15 protein-coding genes and 1 pseudogene are annotated in these 23512 nt (G+C 69.7%); 7 read left to right on the forward strand and 9 right to left on the reverse strand.

The window, feature by feature from the left end:
• Positions 1–129 precede the first annotated feature (129 nt).
• Positions 130–1980 carry a phosphoenolpyruvate carboxykinase (GTP) gene (locus tag G6045_RS16210; protein ID WP_165332658.1) on the reverse strand — a complete coding sequence of 617 codons (1851 nt, stop codon included), beginning with the start codon at positions 1978–1980 and terminating at the stop codon, positions 130–132.
• A 264-nt stretch (positions 1981–2244) separates the two neighbouring features.
• On the opposite strand from G6045_RS16210, the gene trhA reads away from it, so the two are divergent.
• The 4 genes and pseudogenes from trhA to G6045_RS16230 all read left to right on the forward strand — a co-directional run.
• Positions 2245–2949: a PAQR family membrane homeostasis protein TrhA gene (gene trhA, locus G6045_RS16215; protein WP_165332659.1), complete on the forward strand. Its 705-nt coding sequence runs from the start codon at positions 2245–2247 to the stop codon at positions 2947–2949.
• Positions 2950–3257: 308 nt separating this feature from the next.
• Positions 3258–4790 (forward strand): MFS transporter, encoded by a 1533-nt coding sequence (locus G6045_RS16220; protein WP_165332660.1) that lies wholly within the window; start codon positions 3258–3260, stop codon positions 4788–4790.
• 10 nt (positions 4791–4800) lie between these two features.
• Positions 4801–5517 (forward strand): acyl-CoA-like ligand-binding transcription factor, encoded by a 717-nt coding sequence (locus tag G6045_RS16225; RefSeq protein WP_165332661.1) that lies wholly within the window; start codon positions 4801–4803, stop codon positions 5515–5517.
• A 69-nt stretch (positions 5518–5586) separates the two neighbouring features.
• Positions 5587–6318: pseudogene (locus G6045_RS16230) on the forward strand (Mut7-C RNAse domain-containing protein); the annotation flags it as partial.
• A 197-nt stretch (positions 6319–6515) separates the two neighbouring features.
• On the opposite strand, the gene G6045_RS16235 reads toward G6045_RS16230, so the two are convergent.
• Positions 6516–7871 (reverse strand): FtsX-like permease family protein, encoded by a 1356-nt coding sequence (locus tag G6045_RS16235; protein WP_165332663.1) that lies wholly within the window; start codon positions 7869–7871, stop codon positions 6516–6518.
• Between the two features lie 7 nt (positions 7872–7878).
• Entirely contained in the window at positions 7879–8667 is a 789-nt protein-coding gene (locus G6045_RS16240) for an ABC transporter ATP-binding protein (RefSeq protein ID WP_165332664.1), read from the reverse strand.
• Between G6045_RS16240 and G6045_RS16245 the strand changes: the two genes are divergently transcribed.
• Positions 8666–9694, forward strand: coding sequence for a LysR family transcriptional regulator (locus tag G6045_RS16245; protein ID WP_206343799.1), 1029 nt, complete (start codon positions 8666–8668; stop codon positions 9692–9694). The genes G6045_RS16240 and G6045_RS16245 overlap by 2 nt on opposite strands.
• Positions 9695–9800: 106 nt before the next feature.
• On the opposite strand, the gene G6045_RS16250 is transcribed toward G6045_RS16245, so the two are convergent.
• From G6045_RS16250 to G6045_RS16275, 6 genes are all read right to left on the reverse strand, one after another.
• Positions 9801–12227 (reverse strand): galactose oxidase-like domain-containing protein, encoded by a 2427-nt coding sequence (locus G6045_RS16250; protein ID WP_328707797.1) that lies wholly within the window; start codon positions 12225–12227, stop codon positions 9801–9803.
• Positions 12224–13393, reverse strand: a complete 1170-nt coding sequence (locus G6045_RS16255) for a glycosyltransferase (RefSeq protein ID WP_165332665.1) — start codon at positions 13391–13393, stop codon at positions 12224–12226. Before G6045_RS16255 ends, G6045_RS16250 begins: the two co-directional genes overlap by 4 nt.
• Positions 13390–14964, reverse strand: coding sequence for an ArnT family glycosyltransferase (locus tag G6045_RS16260; RefSeq protein WP_408056338.1), 1575 nt, complete (start codon positions 14962–14964; stop codon positions 13390–13392). The genes G6045_RS16255 and G6045_RS16260 overlap by 4 nt, the downstream gene beginning before the upstream one ends.
• Positions 14965–15101: 137 nt before the next feature.
• On the reverse strand, positions 15102–16307 hold the full coding sequence (locus G6045_RS16265; RefSeq protein ID WP_408056337.1) for a glycosyltransferase: 1206 nt from the start codon (positions 16305–16307) through the stop codon (positions 15102–15104).
• Between the two features lie 237 nt (positions 16308–16544).
• Positions 16545–18572 carry a thioredoxin domain-containing protein gene (locus tag G6045_RS16270; RefSeq protein WP_165332668.1) on the reverse strand — a complete coding sequence of 676 codons (2028 nt, stop codon included), beginning with the start codon at positions 18570–18572 and terminating at the stop codon, positions 16545–16547.
• A gap of 35 nt (positions 18573–18607) precedes the next feature.
• Entirely contained in the window at positions 18608–19456 is an 849-nt protein-coding gene (locus tag G6045_RS16275) for an NAD(P)H-binding protein (protein WP_235967943.1), read from the reverse strand.
• Between the two features lie 150 nt (positions 19457–19606).
• Here G6045_RS16275 and G6045_RS16280 point away from each other — a divergent pair, with 150 nt between their 5' ends.
• Both G6045_RS16280 and G6045_RS16285 read left to right on the forward strand, forming a co-directional pair.
• A complete protein-coding gene (locus G6045_RS16280; protein WP_165332669.1) occupies positions 19607–20014 on the forward strand; it encodes a winged helix-turn-helix transcriptional regulator in 408 nt (135 codons plus the stop codon).
• A 158-nt stretch (positions 20015–20172) separates the two neighbouring features.
• Complete coding sequence (locus G6045_RS16285) at positions 20173–23379, forward strand: tetratricopeptide repeat protein (RefSeq protein WP_165332670.1); 3207 nt, start codon at positions 20173–20175, stop codon at positions 23377–23379.
• The last annotated feature ends 133 nt before the right edge of the window (positions 23380–23512 follow it).

The raw sequence follows: 23512 nt of genomic DNA on the forward strand, positions 1-23512 counted from the left end.
GCCCGGATTCTTCGTACGGTGAAGGGCGTGCGCACAGATTGGCACATACGAAAATATCCGCCCATAACCGTGCCCCCGAAGCCAGTTGGGGCTCCGGGGGCAGCAGTTACGGATGATGCTTCAGATACCTCAGCCGAGACGCTTCACCAAGGCGCGGTACTCGTCCCACAGCTCCTTGGGCGTGTGGTCGCCGAAGGTGTTGAGGTGCTCGGGGACCAGGGCGGCCTCCTCGCGCCAGATCTCCTTGTCGACCGTGAGCAGGAACTCCAGGTCGGCGGCGGGCAGTTCGAGCCCGTTCGTGTCGATGGAGTCGACCGTCGGCAGGATGCCGATGGGGGTCTCGACGCCCTCGGCCTTGCCGTCGAGGCGGTCCACGATCCACTTCAGGACACGGGAGTTCTCACCGAAGCCCGGCCACACGAACTTGCCCGCCTCGTTCTTGCGGAACCAGTTCACGTAGTAGATCTTCGGCAGCTTCGCCTGGTCCTTGTCTGCGCCGACCTTGACCCAGTGGGCCATGTAGTCGCCCATGTTGTAGCCGCAGAACGGCAGCATGGCGAAGGGGTCGCGGCGCAGCTCGCCGACCTTGCCCTCGGCGGCGGCGGTCTTCTCGGAGGCGACGTTGGCGCCGAGGAAGACACCGTGGTTCCAGTCGAAGGACTCGGTGACCAGCGGGACCGCGGAGGCGCGGCGGCCGCCGAAGAGGATCGCCGAGATCGGCACGCCCTTGGGGTCCTCCCACTCGGGCGCGATGATCGGGCACTGCGAGGCGGGCACGGTGAAGCGGGCGTTCGGGTGCGCCGCCGGACGGTATCCATTTGCTTCGCGGGCGGACTCGGGGGTCCAGTCATTGCCCTTCCAGTCGGTGAGGTGCGCCGGAGTCTCCTCCGTCATCCCCTCCCACCAGATGTCGTTGTCGTCGGTGAGGGCGACGTTGGTGAAGACCGAGTTGCCCCACAGGGTCTTCATGGCGTTGGCGTTGGTGTGCTCGCCGGTGCCGGGCGCGACACCGAAGAAGCCGGCCTCCGGGTTGATCGCGTACAGGCGGCCGTCCTCGCCGAAGCGCATCCAGGCGATGTCGTCGCCGATGGTCTCCACGGTCCAGCCGGAGATCGTGGGCTCCAGCATCGCGAGGTTGGTCTTGCCGCACGCGGACGGGAAGGCCGCGGCCACGTACTTCGACTCACCCTGCGGCGGCGTGAGCTTGAGGATCAGCATGTGCTCGGCGAGCCAGCCCTCGTCGCGCGCCATCACGGACGCGATGCGCAGGGCGTAGCACTTCTTGCCGAGCAGGGCGTTGCCGCCGTAGCCCGAGCCGTAGGACCAGATCTCGCGGGACTCCGGGAAGTGCGAGATGTACTTGGTGGTGTTGCACGGCCACGGCACATCCGCCTCGCCCTCCTGGAGCGGGGCGCCGAGGGTGTGCACGGCCTTGACGAAGAAGCCGTCGTCACCGAGCTCGTCGAGCACGGCCTGGCCCATCCGGGTCATGGTGCGCATGGAGACGGCGACGTACGCCGAGTCGGTGATCTCGACGCCGATCGCGGACAGCTCGGAGCCGAGCGGACCCATGCAGAAGGGGACGACGTACATCGTGCGGCCGCGCATCGAGCCGCGGAAGATACCGCCCTGGTCGTCCTTGCCCTGGAAGATCTCCCGCATTTCAGCGGGGGCCTTCCAGTGGTTGGTCGGGCCGGCGTCCTCTTCGTCCTCGGAGCAGATGAAGGTGCGGTCCTCGACACGGGCGACGTCGGTCGGGTCGGAGGCCGCGTAGTAGGAGTTCGGGCGCTTGATCGGGTCGAGCTTCTTGAACGTGCCCTTGGCGACAAGCTCTTCCGCGAGGCGCTCGTACTCCGCCTCGGATCCATCGCACCAGACCACCCTGTCCGGCTGCGTGAGGGCTGCGATCTCGTCCACCCAGGCGACAAGCTCTGCGTGGTTGGTGGGGGCACTGGTGGAAGCCGCGTTGTCGCGCGCCACGATCGCTCCTAAATGAGGGTTTTTTTGTAGTTTGTTGCCCCTTGGGGGCCGCGACCCGGATCCTGCGGGCTTGAAATCACTCCAGCCGCTCATCCGGTGCCGACCTCACTCATTTGATCATCGGGGCGATTCGCCCATCTGTCCAGAGGGCCTCACACGTGAGCGTGCGCACATTGCGGGTGATCACGCCCGCTTTGCCGGGAGAACGTGAGGGTGCGCACAGACGGTCCCTGCACCTACGGGGCCGTAGGTACGATTCCTCCTATGCCGTCTTCAGCCGACGCCAGTACGCACCCCGACTCCGGGGGCCCCCTCGAGATCGACCTGCCGCACCCCGTGAAGCCGAAGCTCCGGGGCTGGCTGCACGCGGGCATGTTCCCAGCCGTGCTGATCGCGGGTATCGCACTGATCGTCTTCACCGACTCGACGCGCGCCCGGATGGCCACCGGCGTCTTCGTGCTCACGGCCTGCCTGCTGTTCGGCACGAGCGGCCTGTACCACCGCGGCACCTGGGGGCCGCGCGGCGAGGCCATCCTGCGCCGCCTCGACCACGCGAACATCTTCCTGATCATCGCGGGCACCTACACCCCGCTCGCCCTGTTGCTGCTCCCCGACTCCACCGCCCGCCCGCTGCTCTGGGCGATCTGGGTCGCGGCGCTCGCGGGCATCGCGTTCCGCGTCTTCTGGGTCGGCGCCCCGCGCTGGCTCTACACCCCGTGCTACATCGCGATGGGCTGGGCGGCGGTCTTCTTCCTGCCCGACTTCATGCGCTCCGGCGGCATCGCGGTGCTCGTCTGCGTCATCGTCGGCGGCGTCCTCTACACCGTCGGCGGTGTGATCTACGGGATGAAGCGGCCGAACCCGTCACCGCGCTGGTTCGGCTTCCACGAGGTGTTCCACTCCCTCACCCTTGCGGCGTTCGTGGTGCACTACGTGGGGATTTCGCTGGTCGCCTACCAGTACGCGTGAGTCCGCCCGCTCCCTGAGTCCTGAGTGGCCGTGGCCTTGAGGCCGCGGCCACTTGCCATGTCAGCGCACTCACGCCGGCGACGACCACTCCCACGACGGCCCATACGCCGACGGCCACGAGACCGACCACGCTGAGCGCCGCGACAGTCCAGGCGAGTCTGTCCACGCGCATCCGCAACCCCCTCCACCCCGACGGCCCGTCCCGGTCACGAACCGTGAGATTCCGTGTACCCAGAGGTCTTCAGGAAAAACTTGACAGTGACTCTCACTTGAGAGTTACTCTCAATTTCATGACGCAGACTCCGCGCATGACTCAGAGCACCGCGCACCCCGACCTCGACCCCCGCCGCTGGTGGGCGCTCGGGGCCATGGTCGCGAGCATGCTGGTGCTCGGCTTCGACATGACGATCCTGAACGTGGCGCTGCCGACGATGGCGGAACAACTGGGCGCCACCACCGGCCAACAGCAGTGGATGGCCGACGCCTACATCGTGGTCTTCGCCGCCCTGATGCTCCCCGCGGGCCTGCTCGGCGACCGGTTCGGACGGCGCAAGATGCTGATCACCGGGCTCGGGATCTTCCTCGCGGGCTCGGTGATCGGAACCCTCGCCACGAGCGTCGGACCGGTGATCGGGGCGCGGGCCGTGATGGGGATCGGCGCCGCGTTCGTGATGCCGCTCGCCCTCGCCGTACTGCCGTCGCTGTTCCCCGAGGAGGAGCGCGGCAAGGCGGTCGCCCTCGTCACCGCCGCGTCCGCGCTCGGTATGCCGCTCGGGCCGATCATCGGCGGCTGGCTGCTCGACCACTTCTGGTGGGGCTCGGTCTTCCTGATCAATGTGCCGATGGTGGCGATCGGGGTGCTCGCCTGCGCCTTCCTGCTGCCCGAGACCCGCGACCCGTCATCGCCCTCGGTCGACGCCGTCTCGACCGTGCTGACCGTGGGCGGGCTCGGAGCCCTCACGTTCGGGATCATCGAGGCGCCCGTACGCGGCTGGGGCGACCCGCTCGTGGTGGGCGGGCTCGTCCTGAGCGTGCTCCTGATCGGCGGCCTGGTGGCGCGCGGGCGGCGGGCGGAGCGTCCGATGCTCGACCTGAAGCTGCTCGGCCACCGGCCGTTCCTGCTCAACACCCTGGTGGCCACCCTGGTCATGTTCATCCTGTCCGGGCTGCTCTTCCTGCTGCCTCCCTACCTTCAGGCGGTGCTCGGCCACGACGCGTTCGGGACCGGGCTGCGGCTGCTTCCGCTGATCGGCGGGCTCGTGGTGGCCGCGAAGGCCAGCCAGCCGCTCGTCGAGCGGATCGGCGCACGGGCCGTGATCTGCACGGGACTTGTGGTGCTCACCTTCGCCGCGCTGCTCGGGGCGCGCACGACGGTCGACAGCGGATACGGGTTCACCGCGCTGTGGCTGACCATCGCTGGCGCGGGCTTCGGCTTCGCGATGATGCCGGCCATGACCGCCGCGATCGGCGCGCTGCCCCGGGACCGGGCGGGCAGCGGCTCCGGGCTCCTGATGACCGTACGGCAGGTGGGCGGCGCGATCGGGATCGCCCTGCTCGGCTCGCTGCTCGCCGGGGTGTTCGCCGGACGGCTCGACACGGGGCGGCTGCCTGCAAATCTCGCCGACCGCGCCGGTGAGTCGGTGGTGGCCGCGAAGGTCGTCGCACGGCGGCTCGGCGACGAGACGCTCGCCGCCTCCGCGGACGCGGGCTATGTGCACGGGATGGTGGTCGTGCTGCTCGTCTGCGCCGGTGCGGCGCTGGTGACCGCGGCGCTCGCGGCATGGCTGCTGCCCCGGCGGGCCCCGGCCGCGGACGTGGCCGAGTCCGTCGTACATGCCTGAGAATGCCCGTATGGCCGCCCGCACGAAGACCCCTGCCACGCCCGCCGGTTCGTCAGCGGATCCGTCCGCGGATCCGTCCGCCGGTTCGTCCGCCGGTTCGTCCCCCGAGGGATTCCTCGCCGAGTTCCTCGGGGCACGGAACGCCCAGCTCGGGCTGCGCGAGCGCAAGAAGCACGCCACGCGGACCGCGATCCGCAAGGCCACGTACGCGCTGATCGAGAAGCAGGGGTACGAGGCGGCCACCATCGAGCAGATCGCCCGGGACGCGGACGTGTCGCCCTCCACGGTCTTCCGGTACTTCGCGACCAAGGAGGACATCGTCCTCACCGACGAGTACGACCCGGTCATGCTCGAGGTCCTGCGGGAGCGGCCCGCCGGTGAACCCCCGCTCGCCTCACTGCGTTTCCTGCTCACCGAGACGGTCAAGGCGGTGGCCGCGCACGAACCCGAGGAGCTGAAGCAGCGCAGCCGGCTGATCGTCGAGGTGCCGGCCGTACGGGCCCGGATGACCGAGACGATGGCGCAGACCTCGCAGGCGCTCAGCGTCGTGCTCGCCGAGCGGACCGGGCGCGAGCCCGACGATCTCGACGTGCGCATGTTCACGGCGGCGGTGCTCGGGGCGCTGCGCGAGGCGATGATCTATTGGGGCGAGCGCGAGTTCGAGGAGGACCTGCTGACCGTGGTCCTGCGCGCCTTCGACCTTTTCGAGCGCGGCTTGGCGCTCTGAGCTCGCCGTCCGCCCTCTGCCGGGGAAAACCCCAGGCCACCGGCGTGGGCGCGGTGGCATCCTGGTCCGGTGAACGGACCTGAGATCACCGTCGGCTTCGCGCCCGGGCTCGCGCTCTTCCTGCCGCACGAGCGCCGCGGCGCACCCAGCAGCCTGACCACGGACGGCTCGTCGACACTCGGCCACGCCGTGGAGTCGCTCGGCGTCCCGCTCACCGAGGTGGGGCGGCTCGTCGTCGACGGGCGTGAGGTGGCGGCCTCACACATCCCGGCGCAGGGCGAGACCGTCGACGTATACGAGGTGGAGCGGCCGCAGTCCGTCGAGGGGGCGCCGCTGCGGTTTCTGCTCGACGTCCATCTCGGCACGCTGGCACGGAGGTTGAGGCTGCTCGGCGTGGACGCCGCATACCTGTCCGAGGACATCGGCGACCCCGCCCTCGCCACGTACTCGGCGCGCGACCGGCGGGTGCTGCTCAGCCGGGACCGGGGTCTGCTGCGGCGGCGCGAACTATGGGCGGGCGCATACGTCTACAGCGACCGGCCGGAGGAGCAACTGCGCGATGTCCTGGGCCGGTTCAGGCCCGAGCTGCGGCCGTGGACGCGCTGCACGGCCTGCAACGGGACCCTCACCTCGGTCACCAAGGACGACGTGGCCCACCTCTTGGAGGAGGGCACGCGGCGTACGCATGAGGTGTTCGCGCAGTGCACCGCGTGCGAGCGCCTGTACTGGAGCGGCGCCCACCACGACAAGCTGGAGGCGATCGTGGCGCAGGCGCTGGCCATGCGCGCCGGCTCCGCAGCGGCCACCGCCGATGGAGAGGGCGGCGTCCACCCAGCGCCGGACGACGTGATCGCTGCAAACAGCGAGCGCGTCACGGCTCACCTGTCAGCGGACGAGGCGACCGCCGACATCGAGACGGGCAGACAGCGCCAGTGACTGATGGTTCCAAAATGCGGGGTGCTTTCGCGGGCGAACTTTGCTGACGCCGACCGGCACGTTCAGGCCATCGCTTCAACGGCCCGCCGGCGAAGAAGGCGTCGGGCCGAGCCGAGGCCCGCTCCCAAGGCCGCTGTCACCGCCACGGCGACAATGCCCACGAACAGCCAGGGTGTGACGGTGGGGATCCATTGACCGGTGCGGACGACGCTGTACGGGACCACCGTGCACATACCGGCCACGGCGCCCGCCACGATGCCGGTGAGGACCACCAGGGCCCCTTCGGCACGGACCGCGGCCAGCACCTGCGACGGGGTGGCTCCCGCCAGGCGCAGCTGGGCGAACTCGCGCGCCCGCTGCAGAGTGGCGGCGATGATCGTGTTGATGAGCATGATGCACGCGAAGGCCACGATCATGCCGATCACGACGAGGTTGAGCGTCTGGATGTTGTTCTGCTCGTTGGTGGCCGTGTATCCGGCGGCCGCTGCGGCCTGGTTCTCGACCAGCTGCAGATACAGGATGCCGGTGCCGATCCCTGTGAACAGGATGACCGGCATGAGTGCGGCCGCGGCCTGGCCGGTGCGGTGGCGCAGGTTCTGCACCATCAAGTAGCCGGCGGTGCCCCGGTGCATGAACAGCCGGCCCGCCGCGGCAGTCGCCAGGCGGACAAGCCCGGGGGCGAGGAGCGCCAGCCCCACGGAGACCAGGATGGCGGACTGCCCGGCCACCGGCATCGCGTCGGGGCCCTTGTCGCGTAGCGCGGTGAGGGTGAGCACCCCCAGATACACCCCGGCGACGATCAGCACTGTCGCCGAAACGACCCGCTTCCACGTCATTTGCCCCGTGTCGGTGGCGGCATCAAGGAGGAGGTCGGTCACCCTGCTCCGTGCCCTTTTGCGTGTGGCCGCCCAGGCGGCGAGCACGCTGGAAAGCACGGTGACGCCGCATCCGATCGAGAGCGCGATCGGGCCGAAGGCGAAACTGACATGCGCGTCGACCTGCCCGGTGTCCACCAGCAGACGGAGCAACTGCGAGCCCGCGGCGTACGCGGGGGCGACGGCCGCCACCGTGGCGACCAGCGCGATCAACCCGGCCTCGGCGACGACCATCCTGGTGACCTGGGCTGGAGCGGCACCTGCGCTTTTCAGCAGCGCGATCTCAGCAGTGCGTTGGCGTACGGACAAGCCGATCGTCGAGGCGGCGGCGAAGGCGACCAGGCACAGACCCCAGCCGCCGACGACGCTGCCCATCGTGGTGAGCGTCTCCTCCCCGCCCGAGGAAATGAGGTCGGCCTGGCCGGCGGTGTCCAGCATGGAGGCGAACGCCATGATCATGACGGCGCCGAAGAGCAGCACCAGGAAGGTCGCGAGAAAAGCCCCCGCGCGGCGGGTGAGCGATGTTCGGGCCAGAGCCAGCATGGCGGCGTCACGCCCTTCCGGCAGCGGTGGCGCGGTGGGCGACCCCGGCGGCGAGCAACGTCATCCGCTCGGCCACCCCGGCGGCCGTGGGGTTGGCCAGTCGGCCCACCAGAACCCCGTCGGCCAGGAAGAGCACCTGGTCGGCGTAGGAGGCCGCGACCGGGTCGTGCGTGACCATCACCAGCGTACGGCCGTCGATGCGTACAGCCTCCTGCAGCAGCCCGAGCACCTCACGGGCGCTGCGGGTGTCCAGGGCCCCCGTGGGCTCGTCGGCGAAGACCAGTCGGGGGCGCGTGACCAGGGCGCGGGCGATGGCCACCCGTTGCTGCTGGCCGCCCGACAACTGCGAGGGCAGGTGGTCCAGACGGCTTCCGAGCCCGACGCGGGTGAGCATCTCGACGGCCTGACGGCGGTCGATGCGCTTCCCGGCGAGCCTCAGGGGAAGTGTGGTGTTCTGCAGGACGGAGAGGGTGGGCAGCAGGTTGAAGTGCTGGAAGACGAAGCCGATCCGGCCACGCCGGAACTTCGTCAGCTCCGCCTCGCTCGCCCCGCTCATTTCGACCCCGCCGACCAGGATGCGGCCCGAGGTCGGGGCGTCGAGTCCGGCCGCGCACTGGAGCAGTGTGCTCTTCCCCGATCCGGACGGGCCCATGACCGCGGTGAATGTGCCTTCCCGCAGAGCCAGCGTGACGCCGCCCAGGGCGGTGACGTCGCCGCCGGCCGAGCGGTAGATCTTGGTGACGCCATCCAGGCACAGGGCCTGATCGGTGTCGAGGGCAGAGGGAGATCCGGGCATGGTGGCTCCTGCATCGTGGTGGGGATCGAGGCGCCGCGGGCTCGGAAAGGGCGCCAACTGCACCGTGCCAGCGGCGAAGAAGGCGATCAACGGCCGTCTGAGAAGGCCATCGATTACCTTTCAGTTATCGATCCGGGTGGGGGAGCCAGTGGAGCTGCGAGACATCGAGATCTTTCTGACGCTGTCCGAGGAGCTGCACTTCGGGCGGACCGCCGAACGCCTCCATGTGACCCAGGCCCGGGTGAGCCAATCGATCGCCAAACAGGAGCGGCGTATCGGTGGTTCGCTGTTTCGACGCACCAGTCGGCGGGTGGAGCTCACCTCCATCGGCGCGCGCCTGTACACGGAACTCAAACCCGCGTACCAGCAGATCCTGACCAGTACCCGCACTGCGGCCGAAACAGCACGCGGCATCCACGGCACGTTGACGATCGGCACGATGGGCGCGCTGTACCACATCCTCACCACCACCAACGCCGAGTTCCGCGGGCGCCACCCCGCCGCTGAACTCGACTTCGTCGAGATACAGCCCACCGCTCCCTTCGCCGAACTGCGTTCCGGCGAGGTCGACCTGGCGCTGCTCTGGCTTCCGGTCCGCGAGAGCGATCTGACGGTGGGCCAGGTCATGAGCGAGCGGCCGGTTGTCGCCATGATCGGATCCGGGCACCCGCTGGCGAAGCGGAGCTCGATACGCATGGAGGACTTCGGCGACTATGAAGTCCCCTGGTCCAGCCGCCCCCTCCCCAAGTACTACGAGGAGGCGTTGATTCCCTTCCACACGCCCAGCGGACGACCCGTCAGACGCGGCACCAAGGTCTCGACCTGGCAGGAGACACTGATAGCTGTCAGCGCCGGGGAAGTGATCCAGGCGATCCAGGCGGAGGCTGCCGACTACTACCCATGGCCCGGCGTCATCTACCTCCCCATCGACGATGCCCCGATGGGCCGATGGGCCTTCGTGTGGCGAACCGACGCGGAGACCCCGCTCCTGCGCGCCTACATCGAATCCGCCGGGAACGTGGCGTAGCGACCTTTCAAGCGCGGGGACGCAGCAGACGGACATGCCGGAGTAAGGGCCGAGGGCGGCCGGGAGATCAACTCCCGGCCGCCCTCGGCCCGTTCGTGCTGGCGCGTCAGCCCTTCCTGCGGACGTCCGCCTTCCCGCAAGCCAACCCGTCCCCATTACGGTCCAGGTTCAGCGGATCGTCGCCGTGGACCCTCAGGCGGCCGTAGTCGTGGTCCTCGAGCCACGCGCAGCGGGCCTTCGTCGTGTCCGGTACGTCCGGCGGGAAGTTCGTCGGGACGCAGGTGTTGACCGAGCCGTAGTGGCGGTCGCAGCCGGAGACCGTCGGGCTGACCGGCACCGAGTCGCGCTTCGGCTGCTGCGCCTTCGGGGACTTCGCCAAGTCGTCCGCGAACTCGTGGACATGGGCCGCCGGAGCGTCCTTCGCCATCGCCGCGGGGCCGCCCAGATGGACCCACTCCGCGATCGACGGCACGCCGTTCGCGTCCACCGCGAACAGCATGTACCAGCCGGGCGGGGCCATGTTCGGGTTGGACGTGACGTTCAGGTCCACATTGGAGCCGGTGCCGTCGACCGTCAGCGGCAGGTCCACGAACCGCTGGTTCGGGTCCGAGGAGTGCGTCACGGCCGCGGGACGGATCAGCTCCGCCTTCGCGATGGGCCGGTCGACCGTGATCCGCTGCGTATCCCCGTACGTCCACTGCTTGTCGATCAGTGACGTGATCTTCGGGCGGGGGCCCTTGAAGAGGTACGACGGCGAGTAGATCGACACGTCGTGGTTCCACGAGCCGTTGCCCGGGTTGTCGCCCGTGGTCATGACGCGGCCGTCGGGCAGCAGGAACGCGGACGAGTGGTAGCCACGCTCCTCCGGGTCCGTGGCGACCTGGTCGAAGGTCTCGGTCTCCGGATCGAAGATCGAGGTCTCGTACACCGGGTCGGCGCGGTCGTGCAGCGCGCCGCCGGTCTCCAGGACCTTGCCGTCGGGCAGCAGGACCGCCGAGACGTACATCTTGCCCTCGGCGCCGGTCTGGGCGCGCTTGCCCTGGCCCTGGTCGACGGTGCCGAGCGGGATGTCCGGGCCCTGCACGTACTGCGGGTTGGGGTTCTTCAAGTCGATGATGTCGACGAGCCGGTTGGCGACCGGGTTCTTCTCGTTGTTGCCGCCGCCCATCGTGATGACCTTCTGGTCCTGGGCCGGCGGGAGAAGGACGGAGGCCGACTCGTCGCGCTCGTCCTTGAGCCTGAGGCCCGGGACGTCCGTGATCGTGTTGGCGTCGTAGTCGTAGACCGAGGCGCCGGTGCCGGGCGTGCCGTTGCCGAAGGTGTGGCTGCCCGAGTAGAAGAGCCGGCCGTCCTGCATCAGGATCATCGCCGGGTACAGGCCCCAGTACGACCAGGTCTGGTTGACCTCGTTGATCGGCAGCCACTTCTGCTGGGCCTGCGAGAACTTCTCGGCCACGACCGCGCCGGTGGAGTCCTCCTTCAGACCGCCGAAGGAGATGACGTCACCGTTGCCGAGGACCGTCGCCGAGGGGTACCAGTGCCCCTCGTTCATGTCGTTGGTCTTGATGTACTGCTCGGTGGCGGGATCGAAAACGTACGAGTCCTTGTATCCCTGGTAGCCGATCGTGCCGTCGGCGCTCGGGAAGCCCTTGGTGCCGCTCATCACGAGGACCTTGCCGTCGGACAGCTGCACGTGACCCGCGCAGAACATGTCCTTGGGCGTCGGGATCTGCTTGTACGTCCCGTTCTTCGGGTCGTACACGGCGGAGGTGAACTTCCCTGCGGCGAAGGCTGCTTGGTCGTTGCCCGAGCCGGCTATCAGCAGGATCTTGCCGTTGTGCAGCACGACGCTGTGCATCGAGCGGACCGGGTTGGGGGTCGCGAGGACCTGCCACCTGCCGTCCTTGCACTCCGTCGCGGTGCCGGTGCAGACCGGGTCCGGGGTGGGCGGCGCGACCTCTTCCATCACGTAGTCGTCGGTGGTCACCGAGCCCGTGCCGTAGACGCTGACGCCCCAGGCGATCTGGTCGGTGCCGGCCGGGACGGCGGGCGTACGGACCTCGGTGCGCCCGTAAGCGGCCTGTACGGGAAGGGTCTTGAGGTCCGTCCAGTACTGCCAGCCGGCCGTGGTGTCGTGCCGGAACAGGGTGATCGAGGCGTCCGGGGTCGTCGACTTGTACCAGAGGCTCAGGTCGTACTGCTTGTCCGGCGTCACCTTGGGGGCACAGGTGGCGTTCTCGGTGATCAGGGCCTTGCGGTCGCCTTCGACCCGGCGGGTGATCTCGACCTTCATCGCCTTCGTGCCGCTGTGGGCGTCCGGTGTGGCGGTGAAGGTGAAGTCGTTGTCGCCCCAGCCGGACTTGGACCAGCAGGCGGGCATGTCACCGGTGCCGGCGGTCTCGAAGCCCGGGTTCTGGATCAGGTTCGGGGCGGCGGTGGCCTGTTGCTGCGGTATCGCGAGCAGGAGCGCCGCGGTCAGGGCCCCCACCCCGGCGAGGGCCGTGCCCCGCCTGGGCAGTCTCGGTCGTCTCACTGTGTCCCCCTCGGTGCGGCTCGGTTCTTACGCGTGTAGACCAGCGCTTCCGTGCCCGCGAAGCGCAGGACGAACGTCAGGATCAGGGCCGTTGCCGTGGCCGGCAGGACGGACATCCCCCAACTGCCCACCAGGAACGCGATCAGCGGGATGCGCAGCACCAGGTCCGCGTTGGCGATGACGGCGTAGCGGCCGACGCGGTCGGACAGGCGGCGGTGGCGGCGGGTGCGGAAGAGGAGGACCTCGATCAGGAGGAAGTTCCAGGCCACACCGAACTGGTTCGCCACGATCTCGGCCGGCAGATAGTGCATCCCGGCCGCCGTGAGCCCGTACAGGGCGAGCAGGTTGGGCACGAAGCCCGTCAGGCCGATCAGGCCGAACGCGATCATCCGCCACAGCGGCTTGGAGGTGCGCAGCTCCACGAGGTGGCGCAGGAAGCGCAGGCCTTCGCGGGCCGTCGACTTGGACTCGCCCGCGAAGCGGTCCTGGAAGACGAAGGGGACCTCACGGACGCTGCGCGGGCCGCAGCGGACCGCGAGTTCCATCAGGATCTTGTAGCCGAGCGGGCGCAGATCCTCCGCCATGACGGCCGCGCGGCGGATCGCGAAGAAGCCGCTCATCGGGTCGCTGATGCCGCGCAGGGCACGCGGGAACAGGCCCTTGGTCAGCCAGGTCGAGGCACGCGAGACCGCGACGCGGTAGCCGCCGGCCAGACCGGCGCGGCTGCCGCCCTTCGTATAGCGGCTGGCCACGACCAGATCGGCGCCGGAGGCCTCGCCCGTGGCGATCAACTCCGGTACGAGGGACGGCGGATGCTGAAGGTCCGCGTCCATGACCACGACCCAGTCCGAGGCCGCCGCCTTGATCCCCTCGACCACGGCGCCGCCGAGACCGCCCGTGGGCACCTCGCGGTGGATCACCGAGACCGGGAACGGGCAGTCCTGGGCGGCCTTGGCCACCTGCTCGGGGGTGTCGTCCGTGGAGTCGTCCACGAAGATCACTTCGCAGGGGACGCGGGACGGCACGGACTCGGTGATGCGGCGCAGCAACTCCCGTACGTTCCCGGACTCGTTGAAGCTCGGGATGATCACGGTGACGGCGCCGGGTTCCGGCACCGCGGTCAGTTCCCCGAGGGAATCCTCGGCCGGTGTCTCGTAGACGCTCATCGCTTCCCCCCGCTGCCCGCCGCGATCTGGCGGATCTCGACCCGGTCCTCGCCCGTGCCGAACACCGCGACCGCCTCGGAGTGTTCGAGGGCGGCCTTGACGTTCGGCAGATCCACCGCGTCGCGCCGTACCGTCGGCGAGGCCACGATGTAGTCGACGTCGCGCCAGCCGCCCGGCATGGTCTTGGAGACGGCGGGGTCGAGGTCGGCTTTGTAGAACCAGATCGCGCCGAGGCCGGGCTCATAGCCGGCGTGCACGAGGTCGAGCCACATCGCGTCGTCCACCAGGACGCGCTTGTCACCGCGGTCGGAGACCTGGGTGGCCATCCACGAAGCGGCCGCGCGGTAGGGGCCGTTGGCGTCCTGGGTCATGGCGGTGCGGTTTCCGTCGTACCACTTCGGCACGATGTAGGTGAGCGCGGCCAGGGCCAGGACGGCGGCCGTCGCCCAGCGCAGACCGGTCACCGCCCGCGGTTCGTCGACGCGCCGGCGCGAGCGGATCAGCACCGCGTGCGAGACGCTCGCCGCCGCGCCCGCGAGCACCAGGGACAGGAAGGGCAGCGCCTGGATGATGTACATCGCCGGCAGATAGCCGGACGGGCGCATCGAGACCAGCGCGAGGATCGCGACCGCGAGCGCGGGTCCCGCGAGCGCGCGGGCCGTGACCGACCAGCGCAGGACCACGAGCAGCAGGAGCGCCGCGGCGAGACCGCCGACCGGCAGCACCTTGTCGTAGTACAGCCAGGACTCGAGGACCCCGTTCGAGCCCGAGCCCGCGTCGAAGATGAAGCCCGATCCCGGACGGCTCATCTGGTACGCGATGCCGTCCCAGAGCGAGACATGGCCCGGGCCAGAGAACAACTCGCCCTTGAGCAGGGCGTAGAGCGGATAGCCGAGGCCGATCAGCGCACAGGAGGTGATCGCTCCGGTGACCGCGAACTTACGGGTGTCGCGGTGGCTGTGCCGCCACATGGTGAGCAGCACCGCGGGCAGGATGACGAGCATCGTCTCCTTGGTGAGCACGCCCACCGCGGCCGCCATGCCCGCGCCGAAGTGGTGCCACAGGTGCCGCGACGGCGAGGCCGCCAGGCAGAAGGCGAGCAGCATCCACATCACGGCGATGTTGTCGAGGAAGATTTCGCGCTGGAGGACCACCGACAGCGGGGAGAGCCCGAACAGCACCATCGCGAGACCGGCCGCCCAGCGCGGCAGCCACAGCCGGCGCGCCAGGACGTAGATCAGCACCGCGCTGACCGCGCTGACGAGCAGCATCGCCAGACGCATGCTGCCGACCGTCATCGCGTCCGGGGCGATCAGGGACGGTATGTAGGTCAGGCCCGCTATCTGGATCCAGCCGAGCGGCGGATGGTCGTACCAGTACGTGTAGTGCGCGAGGCCCTTGCCCTCCTGGACGGCCCAGGCCTGGGCGAGGTAGGTGCCCTCGTCGTCGCTGAGGTTCGGGTAGCCGGCGATGTTCCAGCCCTGGACGACGAGGATCGCGGCGAGCAGCAGCGTGCACAGGATGAGGTCGGTCGGCGAGCTGCGGAAACGGACGTACGGGCGGACCGTCACCCACCGCTTGTCGTGCTTCTTCTTGTCGTGCTTCTTCTTGTCGTGCTGCTCGGGCTTCTTCGGGGCGCTTTCGGGCGCACGGGTCTGCTGGACGGGGATCTCGGTGGTCGCCGAGTCCGCCGCCGGAAGCGTGGAGGTCACGCGCGGATCTCCTCAGGGCTCAGATGTGCGCCGACGTGGCTGGTCAGCTCCCACTCGTGGTTGCCGCGGCTCTCGCGCCACACTGCGCGGATCGCGGCGAAGGCGAGCAGCACCTGGTAGAAGGGCCCGCCGAGGATGAGCTTGATGTAGTGGATCAGCCTGATCTTGAGGGCGTACTGCTTGCCGAAGTCATGCAGTCCGACCACCTCGAAGACGAAGGTGACGAACGCCGTGATCAGCGGCAGGAAGGTGATGAAGGCGACCCCGACGGGCACGTCGAGGAAGAGCGCGACCGCCACGTTGAGCGGAATGATCAGCCCGGTGAAGGCCTGCAGGAACGGCGTCATCAGCGTGTAGCGGGCCAGCAACCGCTGCCCGAACGTGGGCAGTTGCTTCCAGTCCTTCTTGCGGTAGACCTGCAGGAAGCCCTGGTTCCAGCGGGTGCGCTGCTTGAGCAGCGACACCAGCGTGCCGGGAGTCTCCTCGCGGGTGACCATGTCGGAGTCGTACGCGACGACGACCTTCTTGCCGATGCTCGAAAGCCGCACACCCAGATCGCAGTCCTCGGCGAGGCAGTTCTGGTCCCAGCCGCCGGCGTCGCGCAGGACGTCCGTACGGACGAAGACGGTGTTGCCGCCGAGCGGGATGAAGCCCTTCTGCGCATGCAGATGCAGCCGCGAGCGGAACCAGAAGAAGTACTCCAGGCAGTTGCGCAGGCTGTACCAGCTGGAGTGGAAGTTGATCAGCTGCACCCCGCCCTGCACCACATCGGCGCCGGTCGAGCGGAACGCGTGGTCGACGTGCGCGAGCAGCTCCGGATGCACCTGGTCCTCGGCGTCGAAGACACCGACGACATCGCCGCGGCAGTGCGGCAGCGCGGTATTCAGCGCTTTCGGCTTGTTCTTGACCTCATGGGTGTCGGTGATGACCCGAACCCTCCGGTCCCGTCGGGCCGCCTCGTCGGCGACCGCGGCGGTCTCCGGATCGTCATGGCCGACGATCACGATGATCTCGAACGCGGCATGGCTCGACTCGAGCAGCCGCTGGATCGTGTGATCCAGAACGGCCTGCTCGTGCCGCGCGGGCAGCAACAGCGAGAACGCGAGTCCGTCGTTCCCGTGCGGCGCTTCGAACCTCGTGGCGGCGAGCGTCTCCGGCGTACGCCAGGCATGCATCTGCCACCACAAGGTGAAAGCAGCCATCCAGAACAGCGCCATCGAGACAGCACTGATCACAACAGTGGACAGCAAGAGTCCCCCCAGACCCCACAGTGGGAACGACTCCCCGTCGTCCCACACCCCCAGGCAACGGCCGACGGCCGCACCATTCCCCCCAAGCTACGTGGAGAGAATACGGGGGGATTGTGAAGGCCAGCAGCTCTTACAAGCAAATCCCTTGTTTCATCTCAGCCCCCAAGATGTACGACCCGTCACAACTCTTCACGGTTGTACGAGCTTTTCGGACAGTTCCTGAACGCTGGTGACCGGGGCGTCACAGGTGAAATTTCGGCACACATACGCAGCCGGCGCACCGTTCACCAGCGGACGTCCGGCCAGCAACGGCAGTTCCTGCTCATCTCCGTGAGCCACGACGGCACCAGGGGCCGTGGACAGAAGCGCGGCGCGCACCAGCGCGCGCGTGTCCGGATCGTTACGGTCCCCGACCACCGCGATCTCCCGCGGCCCGTCGAGCAACGCCTCCGCCACGGCCAGTCCGTGCCCGATGAACCGCGGCGCCTTCGGCCCGAGCGCCTGCACGATCCCCAACGCCCGCTCCGCCGCGGTGCGATGGGGCTCGGCGCCCGTGTGGGCGGCATACGTGAGCAGCGCACCCGCCGCGGCACACCACCCGCTCGGGGTGGCGTTGTCCGTCGGATCCTGCGGCCGCCGGATCAACTGCTCGGCGTCGTGCGCGGTGTCGTACAGCCCACCGTTCTCGTCCGCGAACTGGTCAAGCACGATGTCGAGCAGGAACCCGGCGAACTCCAGCCAGACCCCCTCCCCCGTCACCGACGCGAGCGCGAGGAAACCCTCGGCGACATCCGCGTAGTCCTCCAGCACCCCGTTGTTCGCGCCCCGCCGGCCGTCCTTCGACGTGCGCGCGAGCCGGGCGTCGGGGCCCATGTGCAGCCGTACGAGAAGATCCCCTGCGGCCAGCGCGGCGTTCACCAGATCCGGCCGGTCGAAGTACGCACCGGTCTCGGCGAGCGCGGCGATCGCGAGCCCGTTCCAGGCCGCCACCACCTTGTCGTCCCGGCCGGGCTCGGGCCGCCGCGCCCGCGCCTCGAACAGCCGCTGCCGGATGGACCGGATCTTCTCCGACTCCACCAGAGCGTCACCCTGCGGCAGTTGAAGCACCGAGGCCCCCTCCTCGAAGGTCCCCTCCTCCGTCACCCCGTAGTGCACCGCGGCCAGCCCGGCATCCTCCTCCCCCAGCACCTCGACGAGCTGCCGCGGAGTCCATACGTAGAAGGCGCCCTCCACATGCTTCCCGGAGACCGGATCCTCCGAGTCGGCATCGAGCGCGGAGGCGAACCCGCCCTCGTTGGTGCGCAGTTCCCGCACCATGAAGTCGGCGGTCTCCAGGGCGACCCGCTTGGCGAGCTCACTGCCGGTGGAACGCCACAGGTGGGCGTACGCCCGGCAGAGCAGCGCATTGTCATAGAGCATCTTCTCGAAGTGCGGAACTTCCCACTTCCGGTCCACGCTGTAGCGCGCGAACCCGCCCCCGAGCTGGTCGTAGATCCCGCCCCGCGCCATCCGCTCCAACGTGTCCTGCGCCATCTCCAGCGCACCCACCGCGCCGGTGCGCGCGTGATGCCGCAGCAGGAACTCCACGGCCATGGACGGCGGGAACTTGGGCGCACCCCCGAACCCGCCATGCGTGGCGTCGTAGTCCCTGGTCAGCCCGAGCAGCGCCTGATTGAGCTCCTCCTCGCCCGGCAGCTTGCTCGCCCCGTACGCGAGCTCCCGCTGCGACAGATCCCGCGCGATCTTCTGCGCGACCTCGGTGACCTCGTCACGCCGCCCGCTCCACGCCTGCTGCACACCCTCCAACACCTGCCGGAACGAGGGCATCCCGTGCCGGGGCGCGGGCGGGAAGTACGTACCGAAGTAGAACGGCTCCTTGTCCGGCGTCAAAAACACCGTCATCGGCCACCCACCCTGCCCGGTCGCCGCCTGCACGGCCTCCATGTACACGGCATCGACGTCGGGCCGCTCCTCGCGGTCGACTTTGACGTTGACGAAGTGCTCGTTCATGTAGGCGGCGGTGGGCTCGTCCTCGAAGGATTCGTGAGCCATCACATGGCACCAGTGGCAGCTCGCATATCCGACGCTCAGCACGACCGGCACCCCGCGCCGGCGCGCCTCTTCGAAGGCTTCGGGCGACCACGGCCACCAGTCGACGGGGTTGTCGGCGTGCTGGAGCAGGTAGGGGGAGGTCTCTTGGGCCAGTCGGTTCGGCATACCGCCATCCTGCCCGACACCGTGGCCCGGGCCCTTCAGCGGAACGCGGTGATGTTGCGGGACGCCCAGGTGGTGAACGTGCGGGGCGGGTGGCCCGTGATGTGTTCGACCGTGGGGCTGATGCGTTGTTCGGCCTCCGTGGGGGTGCCGAGGATGGAGAGGGTGGTGTCCGCCACGGGCTCGGGGAGGAAGTGGAGCATCTGGGCGCGGGCTTCGGCGCGGGTCTGCTCGGTGAAGCGGACGGGTTCGCCGAGTGCGCGGGCGATCGCCTCCGCCTGGTCGCGTGGGGTGACGCGTTCGGGTCCTGTGAGGTCGTAGACGGCCTCGTTGTGGCCCGGTTCGCGCAGGGCGACGGCGGCGACCTCGGCGATGTCCGCGGGGTCGATCACCGGGAGCCCGGTGTCGGCGAAGGGGGCGGCGATCTCGCGGCGGGTGCGGGCCGATTCCGCCCAGGCGAAGGCGTTGGAGGCGAAGCCGCCGGGGCGCAGGATCGTCCAGTCGAGCCCTGACTCGCGTACGGCGTCCTCGATGACGCGTGCCGTCCGCCCGTGCGAGGCCGATTCCGGCCGGGTGGCGACGCCTTGGGAAGACAGCAGGACGACGCGCCGCACTCCGGACCGTTTCACCGTGTCGAGCAGGCGCGGCGGGTCGATCAGGAAGGCGCTGGGCCCTCCGCTCTGCAGGAACAGTGCGTCGGCGCCTTCGAGTACGGGCCGGAGGGTCTCCGGATCGGTGAGATCGGAGGGGAGCGCCCGCACGCCCTCGGGCAGATGTGCGTCCGTGATGCCGCGGGCCGTGGCGGTCAGCGGCACACCCGCCGCGGCGAGGGTTTCGACGAGGGCGCGGCCGACGTTGCCGGTGGCTCCGGTGATGGCCATGGACATGCTTAACACCCGTTTTCGGTAGGGGAATTGACCGCTTGCGGACCGCTCGTCCGGCGACTGACGGGACGCTAACACCCTGGATATAGTGGGTACCTAGGGGAAAGTGACTATCGCCGAGGGATGTATGCGGCGCATGGATGAGGGGGACGTATGACCGTCGCGGATGAGCGCAAGGGTCGCCCGGCCGCGGCCGCCGGTACCGATCCCGAACTGGCCTGTCCCATCGGCCCGGTGGTCGACATCGTGTTCAGCCGCTGGACCACGCCGATCCTGTGGACGCTCCACACGCACGGCCGCCAGCGCTTCGTGGAGCTGGAGCGGCGCATCACCCGGATCACGCCCAAGGTGCTCACCCAGCGGCTGCGCCAGCTGGAACGGGACGGGCTCGTGGTGCGCACGTACCACCCGGAAGTGCCGCCGCGCGTCGAGTACGAGATCAGTGAGTTCGGCCGCAGCCTCGGCCCGCTCTTCGCGCAGCTCGCCGAGTGGGCCGCGCAGAACCTGGACACCGTGGAGGAAGCCCGGCAGGCCTACGACGGCCAGGGGGCGGGTCACTAGGGCAGTCACTAGCGCCCGTCCTGCGCCCTGCATTCACGAGACCCGCTCGCGAACTCCGCGTACTCGCAGGACACTTGGGTACGGCGATCAGCACAGGCTCCGCGAGACGCGCTCTGCGAGAGAGCGCTCCGCGGGATTGTTTGCGAGGGGGACGCGATATGCGGGACGCCCACCGGGCCGAGGCCGAGCGGCTGCTGGCGCGCGCGGTCGAGGAGGAAGTACGCCGCTCCGGCGGGCGGACCGACGGGAACGTACTGCTCAACCGGGGGCGTTCGGCGCTCGACGCGATGGCGGCGAGTGCCGCCGAGGAGTACACGGCGTTCGCGCAGGCCCTGGACGAGGCGGAGGCCGGGGCGCAGTCCTTCGGGGACCGGTTCGGCAAAGAGGGCGCGACTCCGCTGTTCGTCACGGTGGTCGCCGCCGTCGCGGCCGCCGTCGCGGACCTCGCCCTCGGTACGGGGGCCGGGACGGCCGTGGGCGCGGGGGCGATCGTGGCCGTGGTCGGAGCCGCCGCGACCGTCGCGAAGATCACGGCCGCCCATATGCCCGCCGCGCACCAGGCGGCCGGGGCACGGAATCAGCCCGGCGGCCCGGAGCAGCTGCGGCTGCAGTGGCTGACCGCTCTGGAGGTACGGGGGATCCGGCCGTACATCGATCAGCAGCGGGTGGTCGCGGGGCGCGGCTCGAGGGGCGAGGCCAAGAAGAAGGCCGCCACCACTTCGCTGCTGCCGAGGGACAAGAGCCAGGCGGCCCGGCGCCGCAGTGTCCTGGAGTCCTCGTTCGCCCAACTCCCTGAGCCCGACGGCCCGTTCGCGGGGCGGCGGCAGGAGCTCGGGCGGATCGCGCAGTGGGTGCACGCGGCGCGCGCCTCGACGGAGACCAAGCCGACGGTGGTCGTCCTGCACGGGGCGCCGGGCTCCGGGCGGTCGACGCTGGCCGTGCACGCGGCGCATGATCTGCGGGACCAGTTCCGCGGGGCGTGCGTGGTCGATCTGCGCGGGGACAGTACGACGGAGCCGCCGCGCACGACCCGCGACGCGCTGCTGCATCTGCTCAACCGGCTCGGTGCGCCGCGCGAGCAGCTGCTCTTCCGTGAACGGTCCTCGCAGGACCAGCAGTTGAGACGTCTCAGCGAGCTGTACCACCAGCATCTGACGGGGCTGCCGGTCACCGTCGTACTCGATGACGCGAGCGATGCGGAGCAGGTGCGCACGCTGATCCCCGAGCGCTCGGACTCGCTGGTCCTCGTCACGTCCCGCAAGCCGCTGGAGCTGCGCGCGGACACCCCGGCGTGGGTGCATCAGCTGCCGGTCGAGGCCCTCGACGCGGGCGGTTCGGAGGAGCTGCTCACGTCGGCGGCCCAGGACGCGAGCGGCCCGTACGACTCCCAAGCGTCGGACAGGATCCGGGAGTTGTGCGGCGGTCTTCCGCTGGCGCTGCGGATCGCGGGGTCCTCGCTCGGGCCGCGGACGCCGCGCCAGCTGGCCGCGGACCTCGACGCGTACGGGCCGGTGGACGCCGTCGAGCGGGTCCTGTGGCTGCGCTACACCGACCAGAACGAGACGGGCCGGCGCCTGCTGCGCCGGCTCGCGCTCGCCGGGCGGGCCTCGCTCGGGGCGGCCGCGGCGGCGTCGCTGCTCGCGACCGACGAGCCGGAGGCGACCCGTCATCTGACGACGCTCGCCCGCGCCGGCCTGATCGACCACGTGCGCGGCAGCCGCTACCGGCTGCACGATCTCGTACGGGCCTTCGCGCAGGCCCGTCTGATGGACGAGGAGGAGCCGGCCGAGCGCACGGCCGCGCAGGAGCGGCTGATCGCCAACTACGCCGAGCTCGCCGACTCGGTGATCCGTCTGGTCGACGGCAAGACGTCCACGCGGGCCGGGCAGTTCGGGCCGCACGGGTTCACCTCCCTGGATGCGGCGCTGCGGTGGCTGGACGAGGAGTCGTCGTTCATCACGGCGGCGCTGCGGCACGCGGAGGGCGTCGACCAGCAGGCCGTACTGAATCTGCTCGGCGCGCTGTGCGACTACTGCCTCCTGCGCGGCGACCTCTACCGTCTGGGCGAGATCAGCGAGTTGACGGCCGCGGTCGACCAGGGCCTGCTCGGACGCTCGGTGCAGTGGCGTACGGGTATCGCGGCCCGCCAGCTCGGCGAGCTGGACAAGGCGCGTACGACGCTGGCCTCGGTGGTGGACCTGTACTTCGAGGCTCACCACGAGGCGGGCGCGGCCCGGGCCCTGTGCTCGCTCGGCATCACGCTCCACCACCAGGGCCAGCTCGCGGAGGCGGCGGCGAAGCTGCGCGAGGCCCTCGATCTCCAGGCATCGCCTTCGCTCGACGCGGACCGGGCGTGGACGCTGCACGCGCTCGCCGCCGTCGAGCGCGACCGCGCCCAGATCGCCGAGGCGCTCCGCCTCCTGGACCAGGCCCTCGCACTCCACCAGGCCGGCGAGTCCGTGCACGGGCAGGCCTGGGCCCACTTCCAGCTGGGTCAGGTGTATCTGCGGATGGGGGAAGTCCCGCGTGCGGAGGGGGAGTTGACCACGGCCCTCGATCTGTACGGGCGGACCCGCGACGCGCGCGGCGAGGCCTGGGCGCTCACCCAGCTCGCACGGGCCCGCCTGGTCGACGGGGACATCTCGGCGGCCGTGGACGGACTGCGGCAGGCCGTTTCCCGTCATCGGGACAACGAGGACGCGCGTGGCCAGGCGTGGACGCTGTACTACCTCGGGCAGGCCCTCGAGGAGCGCGGCGACCTCGATCAGTCGGTACGGGAGCTGGAGCGGGCGCGCACGATGTTCTCGCGGATGCGGGACGTGTACGGGCTCGCGTGCGCGCGGCACCACTCGGGCCGCGTGACCCGCGACCAGGGCGCGGCGCGCACGGGTTCGCTGCGCAACTCCGGCTTCGCCCGCCAGCTGCTCGCCGACGCCCGCGCGGACTTCCACCGGATCGGGGTGGCGCACGGGGAGGCCTGGACGTGTCTGGAGCTCGCGGTGGTCGACGCGGGCAACAACCGTTCGGCCCAGGCCCTCGAGCTCTGCGACACGGCCGGCTCGCTCTTCGCCTCGTACGGCGACCGGCGCGGCGAGGACTGGGCACGCTTCCTGCGCTGCACCCTCCTGCCGTACGCGTCACCGGGCGGCTCGGAGGTCGGCGCGGCGGTGGCCCACGAGGAGGTGCTCCAGCTGACGGGGGCCGACCATCCGACACGGGACGGGAAACTGGGCGAGTACCTGTCGGCGTACGCCCTGATGCTGGAACGCGACATCGACCTGGAGGCGGGCTGGCAGGCCTGGCGCCTGGGCATGGTCCCCGGCCGCCATGCGCGGGAGGTCATGGGGGTGGGCGTAGCCGCTTGAGTGACAGGGGGACCATCTGTCCAGCTCGATGCCCGTTTCGTACGGGAATGAGCTGGACAGATGGTCCCCCTATCGACTCGGTTAAGCCTTGCGGGCCTCGTCCGACGTGGGCGGGGCGGGGGTTGCCTTCGGG

It is taken from the genome of Streptomyces mesophilus, from assembly GCF_011044995.1.
Taxonomy (GTDB): Bacteria; Actinomycetota; Actinomycetes; order Streptomycetales; family Streptomycetaceae; genus Streptomyces; species Streptomyces mesophilus.